12 protein-coding genes and 1 pseudogene are annotated in these 17,814 nt (G+C 71.0%); 9 read left to right on the top strand and 4 right to left on the bottom strand.

Annotation, left to right across the window (positions count from 1 at the left end; translation table 11 throughout):
• The first annotated feature begins 10 nt into the window (after window positions 1-10).
• The gene (locus ACOBQB_RS03840; protein ID WP_423588769.1) at window positions 11-1,465 is read left to right on the top strand and encodes a glyceraldehyde-3-phosphate dehydrogenase; all 1,455 of its coding nucleotides are present in this window, start codon (window positions 11-13) and stop codon (window positions 1,463-1,465) included.
• Window positions 1,466-1,522: 57 nt separating this feature from the next.
• Here the strand turns inward: ACOBQB_RS03840 and ACOBQB_RS03835 are convergent, their stop codons facing one another.
• Both ACOBQB_RS03835 and ACOBQB_RS03830 read right to left on the bottom strand, forming a co-directional pair.
• Window positions 1,523-2,755 (bottom strand): saccharopine dehydrogenase family protein, encoded by a 1,233-nt coding sequence (locus tag ACOBQB_RS03835; RefSeq protein WP_423588767.1) that lies wholly within the window; start codon window positions 2,753-2,755, stop codon window positions 1,523-1,525.
• Window positions 2,756-2,825: 70 nt separating this feature from the next.
• Window positions 2,826-3,275, bottom strand: coding sequence for a DUF523 domain-containing protein (locus ACOBQB_RS03830; protein WP_423588765.1), 450 nt, complete (start codon window positions 3,273-3,275; stop codon window positions 2,826-2,828).
• A gap of 155 nt (window positions 3,276-3,430) precedes the next feature.
• Here ACOBQB_RS03830 and ACOBQB_RS03825 point away from each other — a divergent pair, with 155 nt between their 5' ends.
• The 4 genes from ACOBQB_RS03825 (at window position 3,431) to ACOBQB_RS03810 (ending at window position 9,505) form a co-directional block, all read left to right on the top strand.
• Window positions 3,431-4,570 (top strand): CaiB/BaiF CoA transferase family protein, encoded by a 1,140-nt coding sequence (locus ACOBQB_RS03825; RefSeq protein WP_423588763.1) that lies wholly within the window; start codon window positions 3,431-3,433, stop codon window positions 4,568-4,570.
• 55 nt (window positions 4,571-4,625) lie between these two features.
• Window positions 4,626-5,768 carry an acyl-CoA dehydrogenase family protein gene (locus ACOBQB_RS03820; protein WP_423588762.1) on the top strand — a complete coding sequence of 381 codons (1,143 nt, stop codon included), beginning with the start codon at window positions 4,626-4,628 and terminating at the stop codon, window positions 5,766-5,768.
• Between the two features lie 99 nt (window positions 5,769-5,867).
• Window positions 5,868-7,082 (top strand): acetyl-CoA C-acetyltransferase, encoded by a 1,215-nt coding sequence (locus tag ACOBQB_RS03815; RefSeq protein ID WP_423588760.1) that lies wholly within the window; start codon window positions 5,868-5,870, stop codon window positions 7,080-7,082.
• A 236-nt stretch (window positions 7,083-7,318) separates the two neighbouring features.
• Complete coding sequence (locus ACOBQB_RS03810; protein ID WP_423588758.1) at window positions 7,319-9,505, top strand: 3-hydroxyacyl-CoA dehydrogenase NAD-binding domain-containing protein; 2,187 nt, start codon at window positions 7,319-7,321, stop codon at window positions 9,503-9,505.
• Between the two features lie 74 nt (window positions 9,506-9,579).
• Here the strand turns inward: ACOBQB_RS03810 and ACOBQB_RS03805 are convergent, their stop codons facing one another.
• Window positions 9,580-10,350 carry a MerR family transcriptional regulator gene (locus ACOBQB_RS03805; protein ID WP_423588756.1) on the bottom strand — a complete coding sequence of 257 codons (771 nt, stop codon included), beginning with the start codon at window positions 10,348-10,350 and terminating at the stop codon, window positions 9,580-9,582.
• Window positions 10,351-10,552: 202 nt separating this feature from the next.
• Between ACOBQB_RS03805 and ACOBQB_RS03800 the strand changes: the two genes are divergently transcribed.
• The 4 genes and pseudogenes from ACOBQB_RS03800 (at window position 10,553) to ACOBQB_RS03785 (ending at window position 16,096) form a co-directional block, all read left to right on the top strand.
• Window positions 10,553-12,367, top strand: coding sequence for an AMP-dependent synthetase/ligase (locus ACOBQB_RS03800; protein WP_423588755.1), 1,815 nt, complete (start codon window positions 10,553-10,555; stop codon window positions 12,365-12,367).
• 160 nt (window positions 12,368-12,527) lie between these two features.
• Window positions 12,528-14,006, top strand: coding sequence for an amino acid permease (locus ACOBQB_RS03795; protein ID WP_423588753.1), 1,479 nt, complete (start codon window positions 12,528-12,530; stop codon window positions 14,004-14,006).
• Window positions 14,007-14,063: 57 nt separating this feature from the next.
• Window positions 14,064-14,422: pseudogene (locus tag ACOBQB_RS03790) on the top strand (Appr-1-p processing protein); the annotation flags it as partial.
• A gap of 849 nt (window positions 14,423-15,271) precedes the next feature.
• A complete protein-coding gene (locus tag ACOBQB_RS03785) occupies window positions 15,272-16,096 on the top strand; it encodes an oxygenase MpaB family protein (RefSeq protein WP_423590371.1) in 825 nt (274 codons plus the stop codon).
• 55 nt (window positions 16,097-16,151) lie between these two features.
• On the opposite strand, the gene ACOBQB_RS03780 is transcribed toward ACOBQB_RS03785, so the two are convergent.
• Window positions 16,152-17,687 (bottom strand): M1 family metallopeptidase, encoded by a 1,536-nt coding sequence (locus ACOBQB_RS03780; protein ID WP_423588751.1) that lies wholly within the window; start codon window positions 17,685-17,687, stop codon window positions 16,152-16,154.
• Between the last annotated feature and the right edge of the window lie 127 nt (window positions 17,688-17,814).

Genomic DNA, 17,814 nt, shown 5'->3' with positions numbered 1-17,814 from the left:
AGAGAAACCTGTGACTGTCAACGACGACTCGTTCACCAACTGGAAGCACCGCGAGGAGATCGCGGAGTCGATGATCCCGCTCATCGGGAAGCTGCACCGCGAGCGGGACGTGACGGTCCTGCTGCACAGCCGCTCCCTGGTGAACAAGTCGGTGGTCAGCATCCTCAAGACCCACCGCTTCGCCCGGCAGATCGCCGGCGCGGAACTGTCGGTCACCGAGACGCTGCCCTTCCTGCAGGCTCTCACCACGCTCGACCTCGGCCCGTCGCAGATCGACATCGGCATGCTCGCCGCGACATACAAGACCGACGACCGCGGCCTGTCGGTGGCGGAGTTCACCGCCGAGGCCGTCGCCGGCGCCACGGGTGCCAACAAGATCGAGTGCCGCGAGGGGCGCGACGTCGTCCTCTACGGCTTCGGCCGCATCGGCCGCCTCGTCGCCCGCCTCCTCATCGAGAAGGCCGGCTCCGGCAACGGCCTGCGGCTGCGCGCCATCGTCGTCCGCCCGGGCGGCGGCCGCGCCGCCGAGGATCTCGTGAAGCGCGCCTCGCTGCTGCGCCGCGACTCCATCCACGGCCAGTTCCAGGGCACGATCACCGTGGACGAGGCGAACAGCACGATCATCGCCAACGGCAACGAGATCAAGGTGATCTACGCCAACGACCCCTCCGAGGTCGACTACACGGCGTACGGCGTCAAGGACGCCATCCTCATCGACAACACGGGCAAGTGGCGTGACCGCGAGGGCCTGTCCAAGCACCTGCGCCCCGGTGTCGACAAGGTCGTCCTGACCGCCCCGGGCAAGGGCGACGTGCCCAACATCGTGCACGGCGTCAACCACGACACGATCAAGCCGGACGAGCGGGTCCTGTCCTGCGCCTCCTGCACCACCAACGCGATCGTCCCGCCGCTGAAGGCGATGGCGGACGAGTACGGCGTGCTGCGCGGCCACGTGGAGACCATCCACTCGTTCACCAACGACCAGAACCTCCTGGACAATTACCACAAGGCCGACCGCCGCGGCCGCTCGGCGCCGCTCAACATGGTGATCACCGAGACCGGTGCCGCCTCCGCCGTCGCCAAGGCGCTGCCGGACCTCAAGGCGCCCATCACCGGCAGCTCGATCCGCGTCCCCGTGCCGGACGTCTCGATCGCGATCCTGAGCCTCACGCTCGGCCGCGAGGCCACCCGTGAGGAGGTCCTCGACTACCTCCGCGAGGTGTCGCTGACCTCGCCGCTCAAGCGCCAGATCGACTTCACCAGCGCCCCCGACGCGGTCTCCAACGACTTCATCGGCTCGCGCCACGCCTCGATCGTCGACGCGGGCGCGACCAAGGTCGACGGCGACAACGCGATCCTCTACCTCTGGTACGACAACGAGTTCGGCTACTCGTGCCAGGTCATCCGCGTCGTCCAGCACGTCTCCGGGGTGGAGTACCCGACGTACCCCGTGCCGGTCGCCTGATCCGCACGTGATCCTCACGGGTGCCCCGCCCCGCGCGGGCGGGGCACCGGGCTCCGGCTAGCGCACGGACGCGACCCGGAAGGTGAGCCCCGCGGCCGTCAGCCGCGCGAGCAGCGCGTCGCCCATCGCCACGGCCGTGGTGACCTGCCCCGCGGACGCCGGAAGGTCGTCCAGCGCGAGGCACAGCGCCGACTCGGCCAGCATCTTCGCCGTCTCGTCGTACCCCGGGTCGCCGCCCGAGACCTCGGTGAAGACCCGCTTGCCGCCGCCCTCGCCGACGAACCGCACCGAGAACCACGTCCGGTCCCGGACCTCCTTGGCCGGCCCGTCGCCGGGCTTCAGGCGGGCGGACAGCCACTGCCGTACGGGCGGCAGTTGCGCGGCCGCCAGCAGACCGCCGAGGGCGACCGGGCCGCCGAGGGCCATCGGCAGCGTCCGCACGGCCGCGTAGTGCCGGTAGCGGAAGTCCGGCCCGTACCGCTCAAGGGCCCGCGCCGAGCGCTGCACGATCTGCGGGTCGATCGTCGGCAGCGGCAGCGCCCAGGCGCCGACCTCACCCGCGTACCTCGGCGGGCCCGGCGGGGCGTACGCCGTGCGGCCGGCCGGGCGGGGCTCGTAGCGCCGCCGCTCCTTCGCGGCGGCCACCATCTGCCGTCCCCGTCCGAACTGGTTCAGCGCGGAGGCGAACGTTCCGCCGGAGAACCGCCCGTTGGTCCGCACGAACCCGTCCACCCGCAACGGCACGTCCTCCGGCAGCTGCTGCACCGTGAAGTACGCGCCCAGGTCGTGCGGGACCGAGTCGAAGCCGCACGCGTGCACGAGCCGGGCCCCGGTCTCCCGCGCGCGGGCGTCATGCCGCACGTACATGAGGTCGACGAACTCCGGCTCACCCGTCAGGTCCACGTAGTCCGTGCCCGCGTCCGCGCACGCGGCGACCAGTTCCTGGCCGTACGTCAAGTAGGGGCCGACGGTCGTGGCCACCACGCGCGCGTGGCCGGCCATCTCCCGCAAGGAAGCGGGGTCCGCCACATCGGCGCGCACCAGCGGCAGTTCGGCACACGCCGGGTGGAGCGCGGCCAGCCGCTCCCGCAGCTTCTCCAGCTTCGCGGTGTCACGCCCCGCGAGCGCCCAGCGCAGCCCCTCGGGCGCGTGCGCGGCGAGGTACTCCGCCGTGAGCACCCCCACGAAGCCGGTCGCTCCGAAGAGCACGATGTCGTACGCGCGATCCCTCCTCGCGCCGCTCGCGGTGTTCCCGCTGTCCCCGCTGCTCTCGCCGTGCTGACTGCTCATGGCACCTCTCCCTCGTACGCCGGGGCGGTCGTGGGTGCCCGAGGCTAGCGTGCGTCCTCGGCGGCCGTGGCTACACCCCCGGGACCGGCCGCACCGAGATGCCGTTCCGCTCGAAGAGCGCCGCGGTCACCCCGTCGCCCGCCACCAGCTCCCCGCCGAACGACCCGTCGTACACCGCCCCGTGCCCGCACGAGGGGCTGCGCGGCATCAGCAGGGCCTCGGTGCACCCGGCGCGCCGCGCGGCCGCCAGCGCCCGCCGCGCGCCGTCCACGAACGCCGCCGTCACGTCGCGCCCCGTGTCCTCGACGACCCGCGCCCTGCCGTCCAGCACGTCGTGCCCGTCGCCGCCGACCAGTTCGGCGGGGCGACGCGGTGTCGGCAGTCCGCCGGCGGCCTCCGGGCAGAAGGGCACGACCTCGCGGCCCGCCACCGCCTCGTCGAGCGCGGGCGAGGCCTTGTCGCGTCCGTCGTAGCGGCACGGAATACCCCGCAGACACGCGCTGACCAGTACGGAATCCATGCCCTCAGGCTAAGCGCCGCCGGGTCCGGCGCGGGGCTGGCGCCGGAATTCGCTAAGCGCTTGCTCGTCAGGGGGCTTGTGCACAGTGGAACACGTTCTTAGCATCACTGGTGTTACATCAGTTGTGTCATATGTGTCGTAGCGCTGGGGGCTCAATGGCAGTACCGGGCAGAGGCGTTGACGGTCCGCTCGCCGGGGTGCGTGTGGTGGAGCTGGCGGGCATCGGGCCCGGCCCGTTCGCGGCCATGCTCCTGGCCGACCTCGGCGCCGACGTCGTACGCGTGGACCGGCCGGGCGGCGGCGGCCTCGCCATCGATCCCGCGTACGACGTCACCAACCGCAACAAGCGCTCCGTGGTGGTCGACCTGAAGGCCCCCGGCGGCGCCGCCCAGGTCCTCGACCTGGCCGAGCGCGCCGATGTCCTCATCGAGGGCTACCGCCCCGGCGTGGCCGAGCGCCTCGGCGTCGGCCCCGAGGCCTGCCACGCCCGCAACCCCCGGCTCGTCTACGGCCGGATGACCGGCTGGGGCCAGGAGGGGCCGCTCGCGTCCCGTGCCGGGCACGACATCGCGTACATCGCCATCACCGGCACCCTCGGCATGATCGGCGACGAGGGGGAGCCGCCCGCGATCCCCGCGAACCTCCTCGGCGACTACGCGGGCGGCTCGCTCTACCTCGTCGTCGGCGCCCTCGCCGCGCTCACCCACGCGCGCGCGGGTGGCGAGGGGCAGGTCGTGGACGCCGCCATCGTGGACGGGGCGTCCCACCTCTCCGCCATGATCCACGGCATGCTCGCCGCCGGCGGCTGGCAGGACCGCCGCGGCGCCAACCTCCTCGACGGCGGCTGCCCCTTCTACGGCACCTACGAGACCTCCGACGGTGGCCACATGGCCGTGGGCGCCCTGGAGCAGCAGTTCTACGACGAGTTCATCGCGCTCCTCGGCCTCACCGAGGCTGCCCCGGCCCGCAAGGACCTGGCCCGCTGGGGCGACCTGCGCGAGGCCGTCGCCGCCCGCTTCAAGGAACGCACGCGCGAGGAGTGGACGGCCGTCTTCGAGGGCTCCGACGCGTGTGTGGCGCCGGTGCTGTCCCTGCGCGAGGCACCCGAGCACCCCCACCTCGCCGCCCGCGGCACCTTCACCGACCACGGCGGCATCACCCAGCCCGCCCCCGCGCCCCGCTTCTCCGCCACCCCCACGCGCGTGCGCACCGGTCCGGCGCGGCCCGGGGCCGACACCGCCGACGTGGCCCGCGACTGGGACGTACCGGCCCTCATGCGGCCGACGCAGCCATGATGACCGCCAACCGCCAAGGGCAGGCCCGCACCGGGCCCCAGGAGGCCACGTACAGATGAAACGGCAGATCTTCTCCGCCGAGCACGACGCGTTCCGCGAGACCGTGCGCACCTTCCTCGCCAAGGAGGTGCTCCCGCACTACGAACAGTGGGAGAAGGACGGCATCGTCTCCCGTGAGGCGTGGCTCGCCGCCGGTAAGCAGGGACTGCTCGGGCTCGCCGTCCCGGAGGAGTACGGAGGCGGCGGGAACACCGACTTCCGCTACTCCGCGGTCCTCGCCGAGGAGTTCACGCGCGCGGGCGCCGCCGGGCTCGCGGTCGGCCTGCACAACGACATCATCGGCCCCTACCTGACCTCGCTCGCCACCGAGGAGCAGAAGCGCCGCTGGCTGCCCGGCTTCTGCACCGGCGAGATCATCACGGCCATAGCGATGACCGAGCCCGGCGCGGGCTCCGACCTCCAGGGCATCCGCACCACCGCCGAGGACCGCGGCGACCACTGGGTGCTCAACGGCTCCAAGACGTTCATCTCGAACGGCATCCTCGCCGACCTCGTCATCGTCGTCGCCAAGACGTCCCCCGAAGGCGGCGCCCACGGCCTGTCGCTGCTGGTCGTCGAGCGCGGCATGGAGGGCTTCGAGCGGGGCCGCAACCTCGACAAGATCGGCCAGAAGGCCCAGGACACCGCCGAGCTGTTCTTCCACGACGTACGCGTCCCCAAGGAGAACCTCCTCGGCGAGCTCAACGGCGCCTTCGTCCATCTGATGACGAACCTCGCGCAGGAGCGCATGGGCATCGCCGTCGCCGGGATCGCCGCCGCCGAGCACCTCCTGGAGATCACCACGACGTACGTGAAGGAGCGCGAGGCCTTCGGACGGCCGCTGGCCAAGCTCCAGCACATCCGCTTCGAGATCGCGGAGATGGCCACCGAGTGCGCCGTCACCCGTACGTTCCTCGACCGGTGCGTCGTCGATCACTCGAACGGTCAGCTCGACGCGGTGCACGCGTCGATGGCGAAGTGGTGGGCCACCGAGCTGCAGAAGCGGGTCGCGGACCGCTGTCTGCAACTGCACGGCGGCTACGGCTATATGACGGAGTACCGCGTCGCGAAGGCCTTCACCGACGGACGCATCCAGACCATCTACGGCGGCACGACCGAGATCATGAAGGAGATCATCGGCCGTTCCCTCCTCGACTGAGCCCCTCCCTCGACGGAACCCCTTCCTCGACTGAGCCCCTTCCTCGACTGAGCCCCTCAAGCTTCGCACCCCTCCCGGACACCCCCGAAAGGCACACGCGTGACCACCGAAGCGTACGTATACGACGCGATCCGCACCCCGCGCGGACGCGGCAAGGCCAGTGGTGCCCTGCACGGCACCAAGCCGATCGATCTCGTCGTCGGCCTGATCCACGAGATCCGGGCCCGTTTCCCCGGTCTCGACCCGGCCGCCATCGACGATATCGTCCTCGGCGTGGTCGGCCCGGTCGGTGACCAGGGCTCCGACATCGCGCGGATCGCCGCCATCGCGGCCGGTCTGCCCGACACGGTCGCGGGCGTCCAGGAGAACCGCTTCTGTGCCTCGGGCCTGGAGGCGGTCAACCTCGCTGCGATGAAGGTCCGTTCGGGCTGGGAGGACCTGGTGCTCGCGGGCGGCGTCGAGTCGATGTCGCGGGTGCCGATGGCCTCCGACGGCGGCGCGTGGTTCGCCGACCCGATGACCAATTACGAGACCAATTTCGCGCCGCAGGGCATCGGCGCCGACCTCATCGCCACCATCGAGGGCTTCTCGCGGCGGGACGTCGACGAGTACGCGGCCCTCTCCCAGGAGCGGGCCGCCGAGGCCTGGAAGGACGGCCGCTTCGCCCGGTCCGTCGTCCCCGTCAAGGACCGCAGCGGCCTCGTCGTCCTCGACCACGACGAGCACATGCGGCCGGGCACCACCGCCGACTCCCTCGCGGGGCTCAAGCCGTCCTTCAAGGACATCGGCGACATGGGCGGCTTCGACGCGGTCGCGCTGCAGAAGTACCACTGGATCGAGGAGATCGACCACGTCCACCACGCGGGCAACTCCTCCGGCATCGTGGACGGCGCCTCGCTGGTCGCCGTCGGCACGAAGGAGGTCGGCGAGCGGTTCGGCCTCGCGCCGCGCGCGCGGATCGTCTCCGCGGCCGTCTCCGGCTCCGAGCCGCTGATCATGCTGACCGGGCCGGCGCCCGCGACCCGCAAGGCGCTGGCCAAGGCCGGGCTCACCATCGACGACATCGACCTCGTCGAGATCAACGAGGCGTTCGCGGCGGTCGTCCTGCGCTTCGCCAAGGACATGGGCCTGTCCCTGGACAAGGTGAATGTGAATGGTGGCGCGATCGCGATGGGGCACCCGCTGGGCGCGACCGGGGCGATGATCCTCGGGACGCTGGTCGATGAGCTGGAGCGGAGGGACCTCCGGTACGGGTTGGCCACGTTGTGCGTGGGCGGGGGGATGGGCATCGCGACGGTCGTGGAACGGGTGTAGCGCCGTCGGAGTTCGGGGTGCGTCGCCGACCGCGGATGCGTCGTGGTTGCTCGCGCAGTTCCCCGCGCCCCTGAAGGACGCACTGCGTGCGCCTTCATGAGGCGCGGCGAAGCCGCTGCCTCAGGGGCGCGGGGACTGCGCGACCAGCCCCCACCGGTGGACAGTCGGCCATGAACCCAGACCCCCCTCCCCGCCCCCGCCCCCAAGAGCCCATCAGACCTCACGGAGACAACGACATGACCAACCGCACCACCATCCGCTGGGAACAAGACGACACCGGCGTCGTCACCCTCGTCCTCGACGACCCCGACCAGTCCGCCAACACCATGAACCAAGCGTTCAAGGACTCCATCGCGGCGATCGCCGACCGCGCGGAGGCCGCCGTCGCGGCCGACAAGGACGCGATCCGCGGGTTCATCTACACCTCCGCCAAGAAGACCTTCTTCGCGGGCGGCGACCTCAAGGAAATGATCAAGGTCGGTCCCGAGAACGCCCAGCAGGCGTTCGAGACGGGCGCCGCCATCAAGAGGTCGCTGCGCCGCATCGAGACCCTCGGCAAGCCCGTCGTCGCCGCCATCAACGGCGCGGCGCTCGGCGGCGGTTACGAGATCGCCCTCGCCTCCCACCACCGCGTCGCCCTGGACGCCCCCGGCTCCAAGATCGGCCTGCCCGAGGTCACCCTCGGCCTGCTCCCCGCGGGCGGCGGCGTCACCCGCACCGTACGCCTGATGGGCATCACGGACGCCCTCCTGAAGGTGCTCCTCCAGGGCACCCAGTACAACCCGAAGCGCGCCCTGGAGAACGGCCTCGTCCACGAAGTGGCCGCCACCCCCGAGGAGATGATCGAGAAGGCCCGCGCCTTCATCGACGCCAACCCCGAGTCGCAGCAGCCCTGGGACAAGCCCGGCTACCGCATTCCCGGTGGCACCCCGGCCCACCCCAAGTTCGCGGCGAACCTGCCCGCCTTCCCCGCCAACCTGAAGAAGCAGACGGCGGGCGCCCCCTACCCGGCCCCGCGGAACATCCTCGCGGCGGCCGTCGAGGGCTCCCAGGTCGACTTCGAGACCGCGCTGACCATCGAGGCCCGGTACTTCACCGAGCTGGTCACCGGCCAGATCGCCAAGAACATGATCCAGGCGTTCTTCTTCGACCTCCAGGCCGTCAACTCCGGCGCGAACCGCCCCAAGGACATCGAGCCCCGCCAGGTCCGCAAGGTCGCCGTCCTCGGCGCCGGGATGATGGGCGCGGGCATCGCGTACTCCTGCGCCCGCGCGGGCATCGAGGTCGTCCTCAAGGACGTCTCCGCGGAGGCCGCCCAGAAGGGCAAGGGCTACTCCGAGAAGCTCTGTGCCAAGGCCGTCCAGCGGGGACGTACGACGCAGGAGAAGGCGGACGCGCTGCTCGCCCGCATCACGCCCAGCGCGGACCCGCGGGCGCTCGCGGGCTGCGATGCCGTGATCGAGGCGGTCTTCGAGGACACCTCGCTCAAGCACAAGGTGTTCCAGGAGATCCAGGACATCGTCGAGCCGGACGCGCTGCTCTGCTCCAACACCTCCACCCTGCCGATCACCACCCTCGCCGAAGGCGTCACACGCCCGGTCGACTTCATCGGCCTGCACTTCTTCTCGCCCGTCGACAAGATGCCGCTCGTCGAGATCATCAAGGGTGAGCGGACCGGCGACGAGGCGCTCGCCCGCGCCTTCGACCTCGTACGCCAGATCAACAAGACGCCGATCGTCGTCAACGACTCGCGCGGCTTCTTCACCTCGCGTGTCATCGGGCAGTTCATCAACGAAGGCGTCGCGATGGTGGGGGAGGGCATCGAGCCCGCCTCCGTCGAACAGGCGGCGGCCCAGGCGGGATACCCGGCGAAGGTCCTGTCCCTGATGGACGAGCTGACCCTCACCCTGCCCCGCAAGATCCGCAACGAGACCAAGAAGGCCATCGAGGAGGCGGGCGGCACCTGGGCGGGCCACCCCTCGGACACCGTCATCGACCGCATGGTGGACGAGTTCGAGCGCCCTGGCAGGAGCGGGGGAGCGGGTTTCTACGACTACGTGGACGGCAAGCGCGGCAAGCTCTGGCCGGGCCTGCGGGAGCACTTCACCAAGCCGGGGCACGAAATCCCGTTCGAGGACATGCAGGAACGCATGCTCTTCTCCGAAGCGCTCGACACGGTGCGCCTCCTGGAGGAGGGCGTCCTGACGTCGGTCGCCGACGCCAACATCGGTTCCATCCTCGGCATCGGCTTCCCCGGCTGGACGGGCGGCGTACTCCAGTACATCAACGGCTACGAAGGCGGCCTGCCGGGCTTCGTGGCACGCGCGCGTGAGCTCGCCGAGCGCTACGGAGAGCGGTTCACGCCGCCCGCGCTGCTGGTCGAGAAAGCGGAGAAGGGCGAGAAGTTCAGCGACGTCGGCTGACCTCGCGCCGACAGTATGCGGGGGTGGCCCAACTCTCCATGGGCTGTGCGCTCAGCTCTCCTTGAGCCACGCGCTCAGCTCTCCTTGAGCCACTCCCGCAACTCCTCCTTGAGCGAGCGCTGGAACGCCGTCACCAGCGCCTGCACCACCATCGGCTGCATATGGGCCGACAGCGACCGCATCGCCGCCACGTGCTCCGGGTCCGACTCGCGCTCGCGGTAAGGCCCCCACACCTCGTCACGGAAAAGGCGGGACAGCTCGTGCGCGGCCGAACGCGTGTGCTCCATCAGGACCGTGCGCGCCGCGAGGATCGTCTCGTGCGCGATGGGTACGTCCAGCAACTGCACCCCGAGGCGCAGCAGCCCCAGATCCACGCGGTACGTCCCCGGGGTCTCCGTCCGGGCGAGCACGCTCATCGCCGCGAGCCGGTCCAAGTCCTCCTCGCCCAAGGCGCGCCCGGCCCTGCGCTCCAACTCGGCGCGCGGCACGTCCTCGGCGGAGTCGGGCGCCCAGGAGGCCACCAGCGCACGGTGGATGGCCAGGTCGTGCGCGCTCAGGTCGGGCGGCAGCTGCTCCAGGTAGCGCTCTATCGCGGCGAGCGTCATGCCCTGGTGCTGCAACTCCTCGATGAGCGCGAGCCGGGACAGGTGGTCCTGGCCGTAGTGCCCGACGCGGCGCGGCCCGATCACCGGCGGCGGCAGCAGGCCCTTGGTGCTGTAGAAGCGGATCGTGCGGACCGTCACGCCCGCGCGCGCGGCCAGCTCGTCGACCGTGAGCGTCGGCTCCTCGGCGCCGCGCCGCGCCGCGTCGGCGTCCGTCGACACGCTTTCGGTGTCCGTCGTCATCGCAGCGCCCTCCCTCCCCGGCCGGCTCCGGCGGACCGCTCGCCGGCTGTGCGGCAATCCGGTCCAACAGTATTGCTGGCACACCACTGTTGTGAAACCCTCCGGGCCAGTCACCTGCTCCGTTCACATGCTCCGTCGCGCGCCAACCGAAGCCACAGTCACGCGTTCGCTCACGCCCAGCCGATGGCACCAGGAGGCGGTCATGACCACGATCCCGCGACTTCACGCAGACCCCGCCGACCTCACGCTCCCCGCCCTGCTGCTCCGCAACGCCGAGGACCACGGAGACCTTCCGGCGCTCTCCTGGCGCTCGGGCGAGGTGTGGTCGACGCTGACCTGGCGCGAGGCGCGGCGCAAGGTCGCCGTCCTCGCCGCCGGGTACGCGGCGCTCGGTGTCGAGCGCGGCGAGCACGTCCTGATGATGATGGGCAACCGCCCCGAGCACTGGCTGAGCGACCTCGCCCTGACCCACCTCGGCGCCGTCCCCGTCACCGTGTACGGCACCTCCGCGCCCGAGCAGATCGCGCACATCGTCCGGCACAGCAGGGCGCGCCTCGCGATCGTCGAGGGCGCCCGGGAGCTCCCGCGCTGGGAGCCGCTGCTCACGGACGCCACGGCCCCGCTGGAACGCCTGGTCGTGGTGGAGGCCGCCGAGGCGGGGGAGCACCGCACGTACGGCTCGCTGCACGCCACGGGCGCCCGCCTCTTCGACCCCGACGCCTTCGAGAAGGCGTGGCGCGAGATCCGGCCGAGCGACGCGCTCACCGTCGTCTACACCTCCGGTACCACCGGCGACCCCAAAGGCGTACGCCTCACCCACCGCAACGTGCTCGTGGGCGGCGTCGCCCTGGACGCCGTCGTCGACTTCCCCGAGCACGTCGGCCACATCTGCTACCTGCCGTTCGCGCACATCGCCGAGCGGCTGCTCGGCATCTACCTGCCGGTGCTGCGCGCCGGACACGTCTACCTGTGCGCCGACCCCGCCCAGGTCGCCGCCACCGCGCGCGAGCTGCATCCCTTCCAGTTCTTCGGTGTCCCGCGCGTGTGGGAGAAGCTCGCCGCGTCCGTACGGGCGGCGCTCGCCGGGCTGCCCGAGGAGCGGCGGCGCGCCGTCGAGGCGGCGAACGACACGGCACGCGCCTACGTCGCCTGCCGGGAGCGCGGCGAGGCGCCGTCCGCCGAGCTGGCGGCCGCGTACCGGCAGGTCAAGGAGCAGGTGCTCGATCCGCTGCTCGCGCTCGCCGGCTTCGACCGCCTGGTGTGGACCGCGAGCGCCTCGGCGCCGATGCCGCTGGACGTCGCCCGCTTCTGGGCCGGCTTCGGCCTGGTGATCATGGACGCGTGGGGGCTGACCGAGACGTCCGGAGTGGTCACGACCAACGCCCCCGACGCGTTCCGCCTGGGCTCGGTGGGCCGCCCGCTCGACGGCCTGGAGATCCGCACCGCCGACGACGGCGAGATCCTGGTCCGCGGCGCCACGGTCTGCGACGGTTATCTGCGGCCCGACGGCGGCGTCGACAGCGCCTGCGACGTGGACGGCTGGTTCGCCACCGGCGACATAGGACGCGTCGACGAGGACGGCTTCCTCTGGCTCACCGACCGCAAGAAGGAAATGATCGTCACCTCCACCGGCAAGAACGTCTCGCCCGCCCTCGTGGAGAACACGCTCAAGGAGCACCCACTGATCGGCCAGGCCTTCGTGCACGGCGACGGCCGCTCCTACCTGGTGGCGCTCCTCGTCCTGGACCCGGAGCTGGCCCCCGGGTGGGCCGCGGCGCGAGGCGTCGAGGGCGACCTCGCCGACCTCGTCTCCCACCCGGCGGTACGGGAGGAGATCGACCGCGCCGTGGCCGCCGCCAACGCACGCCTCAACCGCACCGAGCAGATCAAGCGCCACCGTCTCCTCGCGGAGGAATGGGGCCCCGGGACCGGCGAGCTGACCCCGTCCCTGAAGCTGCGCCGCCGGGTGGTCCGCGCCAAGTACCAGCAGGTCATCGACGCCCTGTACACCCCCTGACCAGCATGTGAGAAGTGCCGCTATGTGACGTGCGCCACCGCGTGGACGCCGATCTCTGAGGGAAGGTGTCCCGTCGGTCCGCGCGCGTCAGGGGTGTCGTGGGCCGGAGCACCATCCGGACCCCGGAGCTCTTCCGGGCACCAGAGAGTAGATCCCCCACGTGAGCAAGGAAGCCGTAGATTCGGCCGCCCTGGACGCATCCCGCACAGATGCGTCCCAGGCCCCCGCGGACGCGGGCGACGCCGGTTACAGCAAGGACCTCAAGGCCCGTCACGTCAACATGATCGCCATTGGTGGCGCGATCGGCACTGGGCTCTTTCTCGGGGCGGGCGGCCGCCTCCACTCGGCGGGCCCCGCGCTCGCCCTCGCGTACCTCGTGTGCGGCATCTTCGCGTTCTTCGTCGTCCGCGCCCTCGGCGAGATGGTGCTCTACCGTCCGTCGTCCGGCTCGTTCGTCAGCTACGCGCGTGAGTTCCTCGGCGAGAAGGGCGCGTACTTCGCCGGTTGGATGTACTTCCTCAACTGGTCGACCACGTGCATCGCCGACATCACGGCGATCGCCCTGTACACGCACTACTGGAGCTTCTTCACCGACATCCCCCAGTGGGTGCTCGCGCTGATCGCCCTCGCGGTGGTGCTCTCCGTGAACCTCATCTCGGTGAAGTACTTCGGCGAGATGGAGTTCTGGTTCGCGATCATCAAGGTCGCCGCGCTGACCGCCTTCATGATCATCGGCGTCTTTCTGCTGGCCAGCCAGCACGAGGTCGGCGGCGGCAAGCCCGGTCTGAGCATGATCACCGACCACGGCGGCTTCCTGCCGAACGGCATGATGCCGGTCGTGATCGTGATGCAGGGCGTCGTCTTCGCGTACGCCTCCCTGGAGCTGGTCGGCGTCGCGGCGGGCGAGACCAAGGACCCGCAGAAGATCGTCCCGCGCGCGGTGAACTCGATCATGTGGCGCGTGGGCCTCTTCTACGTCGGCTCCGTCGTCCTCCTCGCGCTGCTGCTGCCGGGCTCCGTGTACTCGGCGGACCAGAGCCCCTTCGTGACGGTGCTGTCCAAGATCGGTGTTCCGGCCGCCGGTGACGTGATGAACTTCGTGGTCCTCACCGCGGCCATGTCCTCGCTGAACTCCGGCCTGTACTCCACCGGCCGCATCCTGCGCTCGATGGCGATGGCGGGCTCCGCCCCCAAGTTCACGGCGAAGATGAACCGCAACCAGGTGCCCTACGGCGGCATCCTGCTCACCGCCTCCGTCGGCGTCCTGGGCGTCGGCCTGAACCGGATCGTCCCGAACCAGGCCTTCGAGATCGTCCTGAACGTGGCCTCGCTCGGCATTATCGGCACCTGGATCATGATCATGGTGTGTCATCTGGCCTTCGTGCGTCGCGCGAAGGAAGGCGTGATCACCCGGCCGAAGTTCCGCCTGCCCGGCAGCGGGGTCACCGAGTACGTGACGATCGCCTTCCTGCTTGCCGTCCTCTGCCTGATGTGGAAGGACGCCGAGGTGGGCCGCAAGACGCTGTTCCTGATCCCGATCGTGGGCGCGGCCCTGGCCGTGGGCTGGTTCGGCGTCAGGAAGCGGGTCGACCGTGAGGCGCAGGGCCTCACCGAGCCGCAGGAGAAGCAGGACCGGTAGAACGGTGGCGGCGGCCGTGCGACGGCCGCTGTCAGTGGCAGCCCTTACGGTGGCGTCATGTCGGAGATCACGTATGTCCGGGGTGACGCCACCGCGCCGTTGGGCAAGGGCGTCGAGGTGATCGCCCCTGTCTGCGACGACCTCGGCGGGCGGGCGAGGATTTCGCGGTCGCGCGCCGTCACGCCGCCGGCCCGAGCCGGCGAAGCGCCCGGAACGACTGCGGTCTCGCCCCGTCCAGCTCGTCGACGTGGGCCGCGGCCTGTGGGGCGCCGACATCGTGGGGCAGCGGGGCATACGGACGGGGAGCAAGGGTGTCCCCGTCCGGCCCGAGGCGATCGACACCGCGCCTGGTCGCCCTCGCCGACAGGGCCGTCGAACTGGGCGCCTCCGTGCACCTGCCCCGCATCGGCTGCGGCACGGACGAGCGGCGGCCCTGCCCGGCCACCGCCCTCCTCCACCACGGACAGCCAGGCCACGGCCCGTCGCATACTGGAACACGTACCACCCGGGCACGGCCCCGCAGCCCAAAGCCGCTTCGACGACCGAGCCCGGCCCCGCACGGCCAAGGAGCGCGTCGCATGAACCCCGACGACGACCGCGGCGGCCGCGGTGGCGAGGACAGCCGCGGTGACCTTGTTGGCCGCGGTGATCGCGACGGCCGTGACGCCAACAACGCCTGCGAGGGCCGTGACGCCAACAACGCCTGCGAGGGCCGTGACGCCAACAATGCCTGCGAGGGCCGTGACGGCAACAATGCCCGCGACGGCCGTGACGCCCGCGAGCACCGTGTCGAGCCCGGCGGCCGTGGTGGCGAGGACAGCCGCGGTGACCTTGTTGGCCGCGGTGATCGGGACGGCCGTGACGCCAACAGCGCCTGCGAGGGCCGTGACGGCAACAATGCCTGCGAGGGCCGTGACGCCAACAATGCCTGCGAGGGCCGTGACGGCAACAATGCCCGCGACGGCCGTGACGCCCGCAACCACCGTGTCGAGCCCGGCGGCCGTGACGATCCCGGCACCCGCACCCACCGCGACGAGCGCGGCGCCCGCACCCACCCCGACGACCCTGGCGCCCGCACCCACCCCGACGACTCCGCCGCCCGCACCCACCCCGACGACCCCGCCGCCCGCACCCACCCCGACGGCAGCGACGCGCGCACCCGCCCCCCTCAGCCTCACTCTCACCCTCACCGCCCCGCCCCCACCCCCGCCCCCGCCCGCCACGATCAACGCAACCGCGACCCCGCCCCACCCCCACCCGGCGGCATTCTCTGGACCATCGCGGGTGACATCCGCGCGCTCCTGATGCTGCCCTCCGCGCTGGTCATGCAGGTCGCGCACCCCGCGGTCGGCGCGGGCGTCGACGCGTACTCGGTGTTCCGGACCGACCCGTGGGGCCGGGGCGAGCGCTCGCTGCGTTCGGCCCTGCTGTGGGTGTACGGCGGTGACGAGGCGGCCGCGGAGGGCCGCAGGCTCCGTGTGCTGCACCGCACCATCCAGGGCACGGACACCCGCGGCCGCCGCTATCACGCGCTGATGCCCGCTCCCTACGCCTGGGTCCACGCGACCGGGTTCCCCGTCTACCGGCACGCCCAGCGCTATCTCGGCCGCCCCTTCACCGAGGCGCAGGAACGGCAGCTGTACGCGGAGTGGCTCCAGGTCGGGCGGATACTCGGCATACACGACCGGGACATGCCCCAGACGCCGGAGGAGTTCTGGCCGTACTACCGCAAGGTCCTGGCCGACGAACTCGAACTGACGGCGGTGGCCCGCGTACTGACCGTCACCGACGCCACCGACGCCCCCGTGCCGCCGCCGGACCGAGGCCCGCGCCTCATACGCGCCCTGCTCAGGGCCTTGTGGCCGCTCCTGCTGCCCCCGCTGGCCCGCTTCCGCCGCTTCATCACGATCGGGTTCATGCCCCCGGACGCGCGGCAGGTGCTCGGCCTGCCCTGGACGCCCCGCCAGGAGCGTGCCCTGCGCCGCTTCGGCCTCGCGGCCCGCATATTGGTGCCGCTGCTGCCGGAGCGGCTGCGGTATCTGCCGCTCGCGCGGCGGGCCCGCGCACGGCACCGCGCCGCCCGGCATTGAGCCCCGGACGGCACGGCACCTCACAACGTCAGCGCATCAGCACGTCAGACCGCGATCAGTGCTTGTGCCCGCGGCCGTGCTCGCCACCGTGCTCGCCACCGCGATCGTGCACATCGTTCGTCTCCGCGATCTGCTTCCACGACTTCGGCTTGGCCGGCGCCGCGGCCGACCTGGCGAACCCGGCGTCCCGCGCGGTCGGCGCGTCCGGCCGCGACGGCTCGTACAGCCAGGTGTCGAAGAGCGCGGCGAGCGGCTTGCCCGAGATCTTCTCGGCGTACTTGACGAAGTCGCCCACCTTGGCGTTGCCGTACGCGAACTGCTGCGGCCAGCCCTTGAGGATGGCGAAGAACGCCTCGTCGCCGATCTCGTTGCGCAACGCCTGGAGGGCGAGCGCGCCCCGGTCGTACACCGCGATGTGGAACTGCTTGTCCGGCCCCGGATCGCCCGGCTTCACCGTCCAGAACGGGTCGTCCGCGGACCGCTGCGCGTACACGTAGTCCGCGAGCTCCTGCGCCGTCCCCTCGCCCTCCTTCTCCGACCACAGCCACTGGCTGTAGCGGGCGAAGCCCTCGTTGACCCAGATGTCCTTCCAGCCGTGTACGGAGACGCTGTCGCCGTACCACTGGTGGGCCAGCTCATGGACGACGATGGAGGCGTTGGAGCCGTTCGCGAACGCGGCCGGGCTGTAGAAGGGCCGCGTCTGGGTCTCCAGGGCGTAGCTGCTCTTCACGTTCGGGACGTATCCGCCGAGCGCGTTGAAGGGGTACTTGCCGAAGACCGTCTCCAGCCACTCCGCGACCTCGGTCGTCCGCTCGATGCTGGCCCGCGCCGCGCCCGCGTTGTCGCCGAGGTCCTTGCTGTAGGCGTTGAGGACCGGCAGGCCGCTCTCCGTCTTGTCGGTCGTGATGTCGAACTTGCCGACCGCGAGCGTGGCGAGATAGCTCGCCTGCGGCTTGTTGGAGCGCCAGTTGAAGCGGGTCCAGCCGAGGCGGGAACTCTGCGACTGCAGAACGCCGTTGGAGATCGCCTGGGTGCCGTCGGGCACCGAGACCGACACGTCGTACGTCGCTTTGTCCAGCGGATGGTCGTTGGAGGGGAACCACCACGCGGCGGCCTCCGGCTCCTGCGCCGCGACACCGCCGTCCGGCGTGCGGTGCCAGGCCGTATAGCCGCCGATCTTCAGCTCGGACGGTTTACCCGCGTACCGGACCACCACAGTGACCGGTGTGCCCTTGGTGAGCCCCGCCTTCGGCGTGATCTCCAGTTCCTGGTCACCGGTCTTGTCGAACTGCGCCTTCTTGCCGTTGACCCGCACCTCGGAGACCTTGAGCCCGAAGTCGAGGTTGAACCGCGAAAGGTTCTGCGTGGCGCGGGCGTTGATGGTCGCCGTGCCTTCGAGGAGGTCGGTCACGGGCTGGTACTTCAGCCTCAGGTCATAGTGTGAGACGTCGTAACCGCCGTTGCCGCTGGCCGGGTAGTAGGGATCGCCGATGCCCGGCGCCCCGGGGGAGAAGTCCGCGGCCGATGCCGGGATCGCCAGCAGCGCGAGGGAGGCCGCGAGCGCGCCCGGGGCGATGAGTCTGCGGTGCACGTCAAGCTCCAAGTCGTAGGGGCACAGAATCGTTTCTTCTGATCGACGACCCTATTCAGCCCCTCCCGCACACGTCATGTCCATGGCCCAGGACGTCACACGATCGCCATTCGGCCGACATGTACCG

This window comes from Streptomyces sp. G5(2025) (genome assembly GCF_049542075.1).
In the GTDB taxonomy this organism is placed as follows: Bacteria; Actinomycetota; Actinomycetes; order Streptomycetales; family Streptomycetaceae; genus Streptomyces.
The sequence above is the reverse complement of the archived record's forward strand: the minus strand, read 5'-3'. Positions and strand labels throughout refer to the sequence as shown.

Excerpts from the sequence above, each read along its gene's own strand:
- ACOBQB_RS03835 (WP_423588767.1), bottom strand. The coding sequence starts at position 2,755 with ATGAGCAGTCAGCACGGCGAGAGCAGCGGGGACAGCGGGAACACCGCG.
- ACOBQB_RS03830 (WP_423588765.1), bottom strand. The coding sequence starts at position 3,275 with ATGGATTCCGTACTGGTCAGCGCGTGTCTGCGGGGTATTCCGTGCCGC.
- ACOBQB_RS03825 (WP_423588763.1), top strand. The coding sequence starts at position 3,431 with ATGGCAGTACCGGGCAGAGGCGTTGACGGTCCGCTCGCCGGGGTGCGT.
- ACOBQB_RS03820 (WP_423588762.1), top strand. The coding sequence starts at position 4,626 with ATGAAACGGCAGATCTTCTCCGCCGAGCACGACGCGTTCCGCGAGACC.
- ACOBQB_RS03810 (WP_423588758.1), top strand. The coding sequence starts at position 7,319 with ATGACCAACCGCACCACCATCCGCTGGGAACAAGACGACACCGGCGTC.
- ACOBQB_RS03805 (WP_423588756.1), bottom strand. The coding sequence starts at position 10,350 with ATGACGACGGACACCGAAAGCGTGTCGACGGACGCCGACGCGGCGCGG.
- ACOBQB_RS03800 (WP_423588755.1), top strand. The coding sequence starts at position 10,553 with ATGACCACGATCCCGCGACTTCACGCAGACCCCGCCGACCTCACGCTC.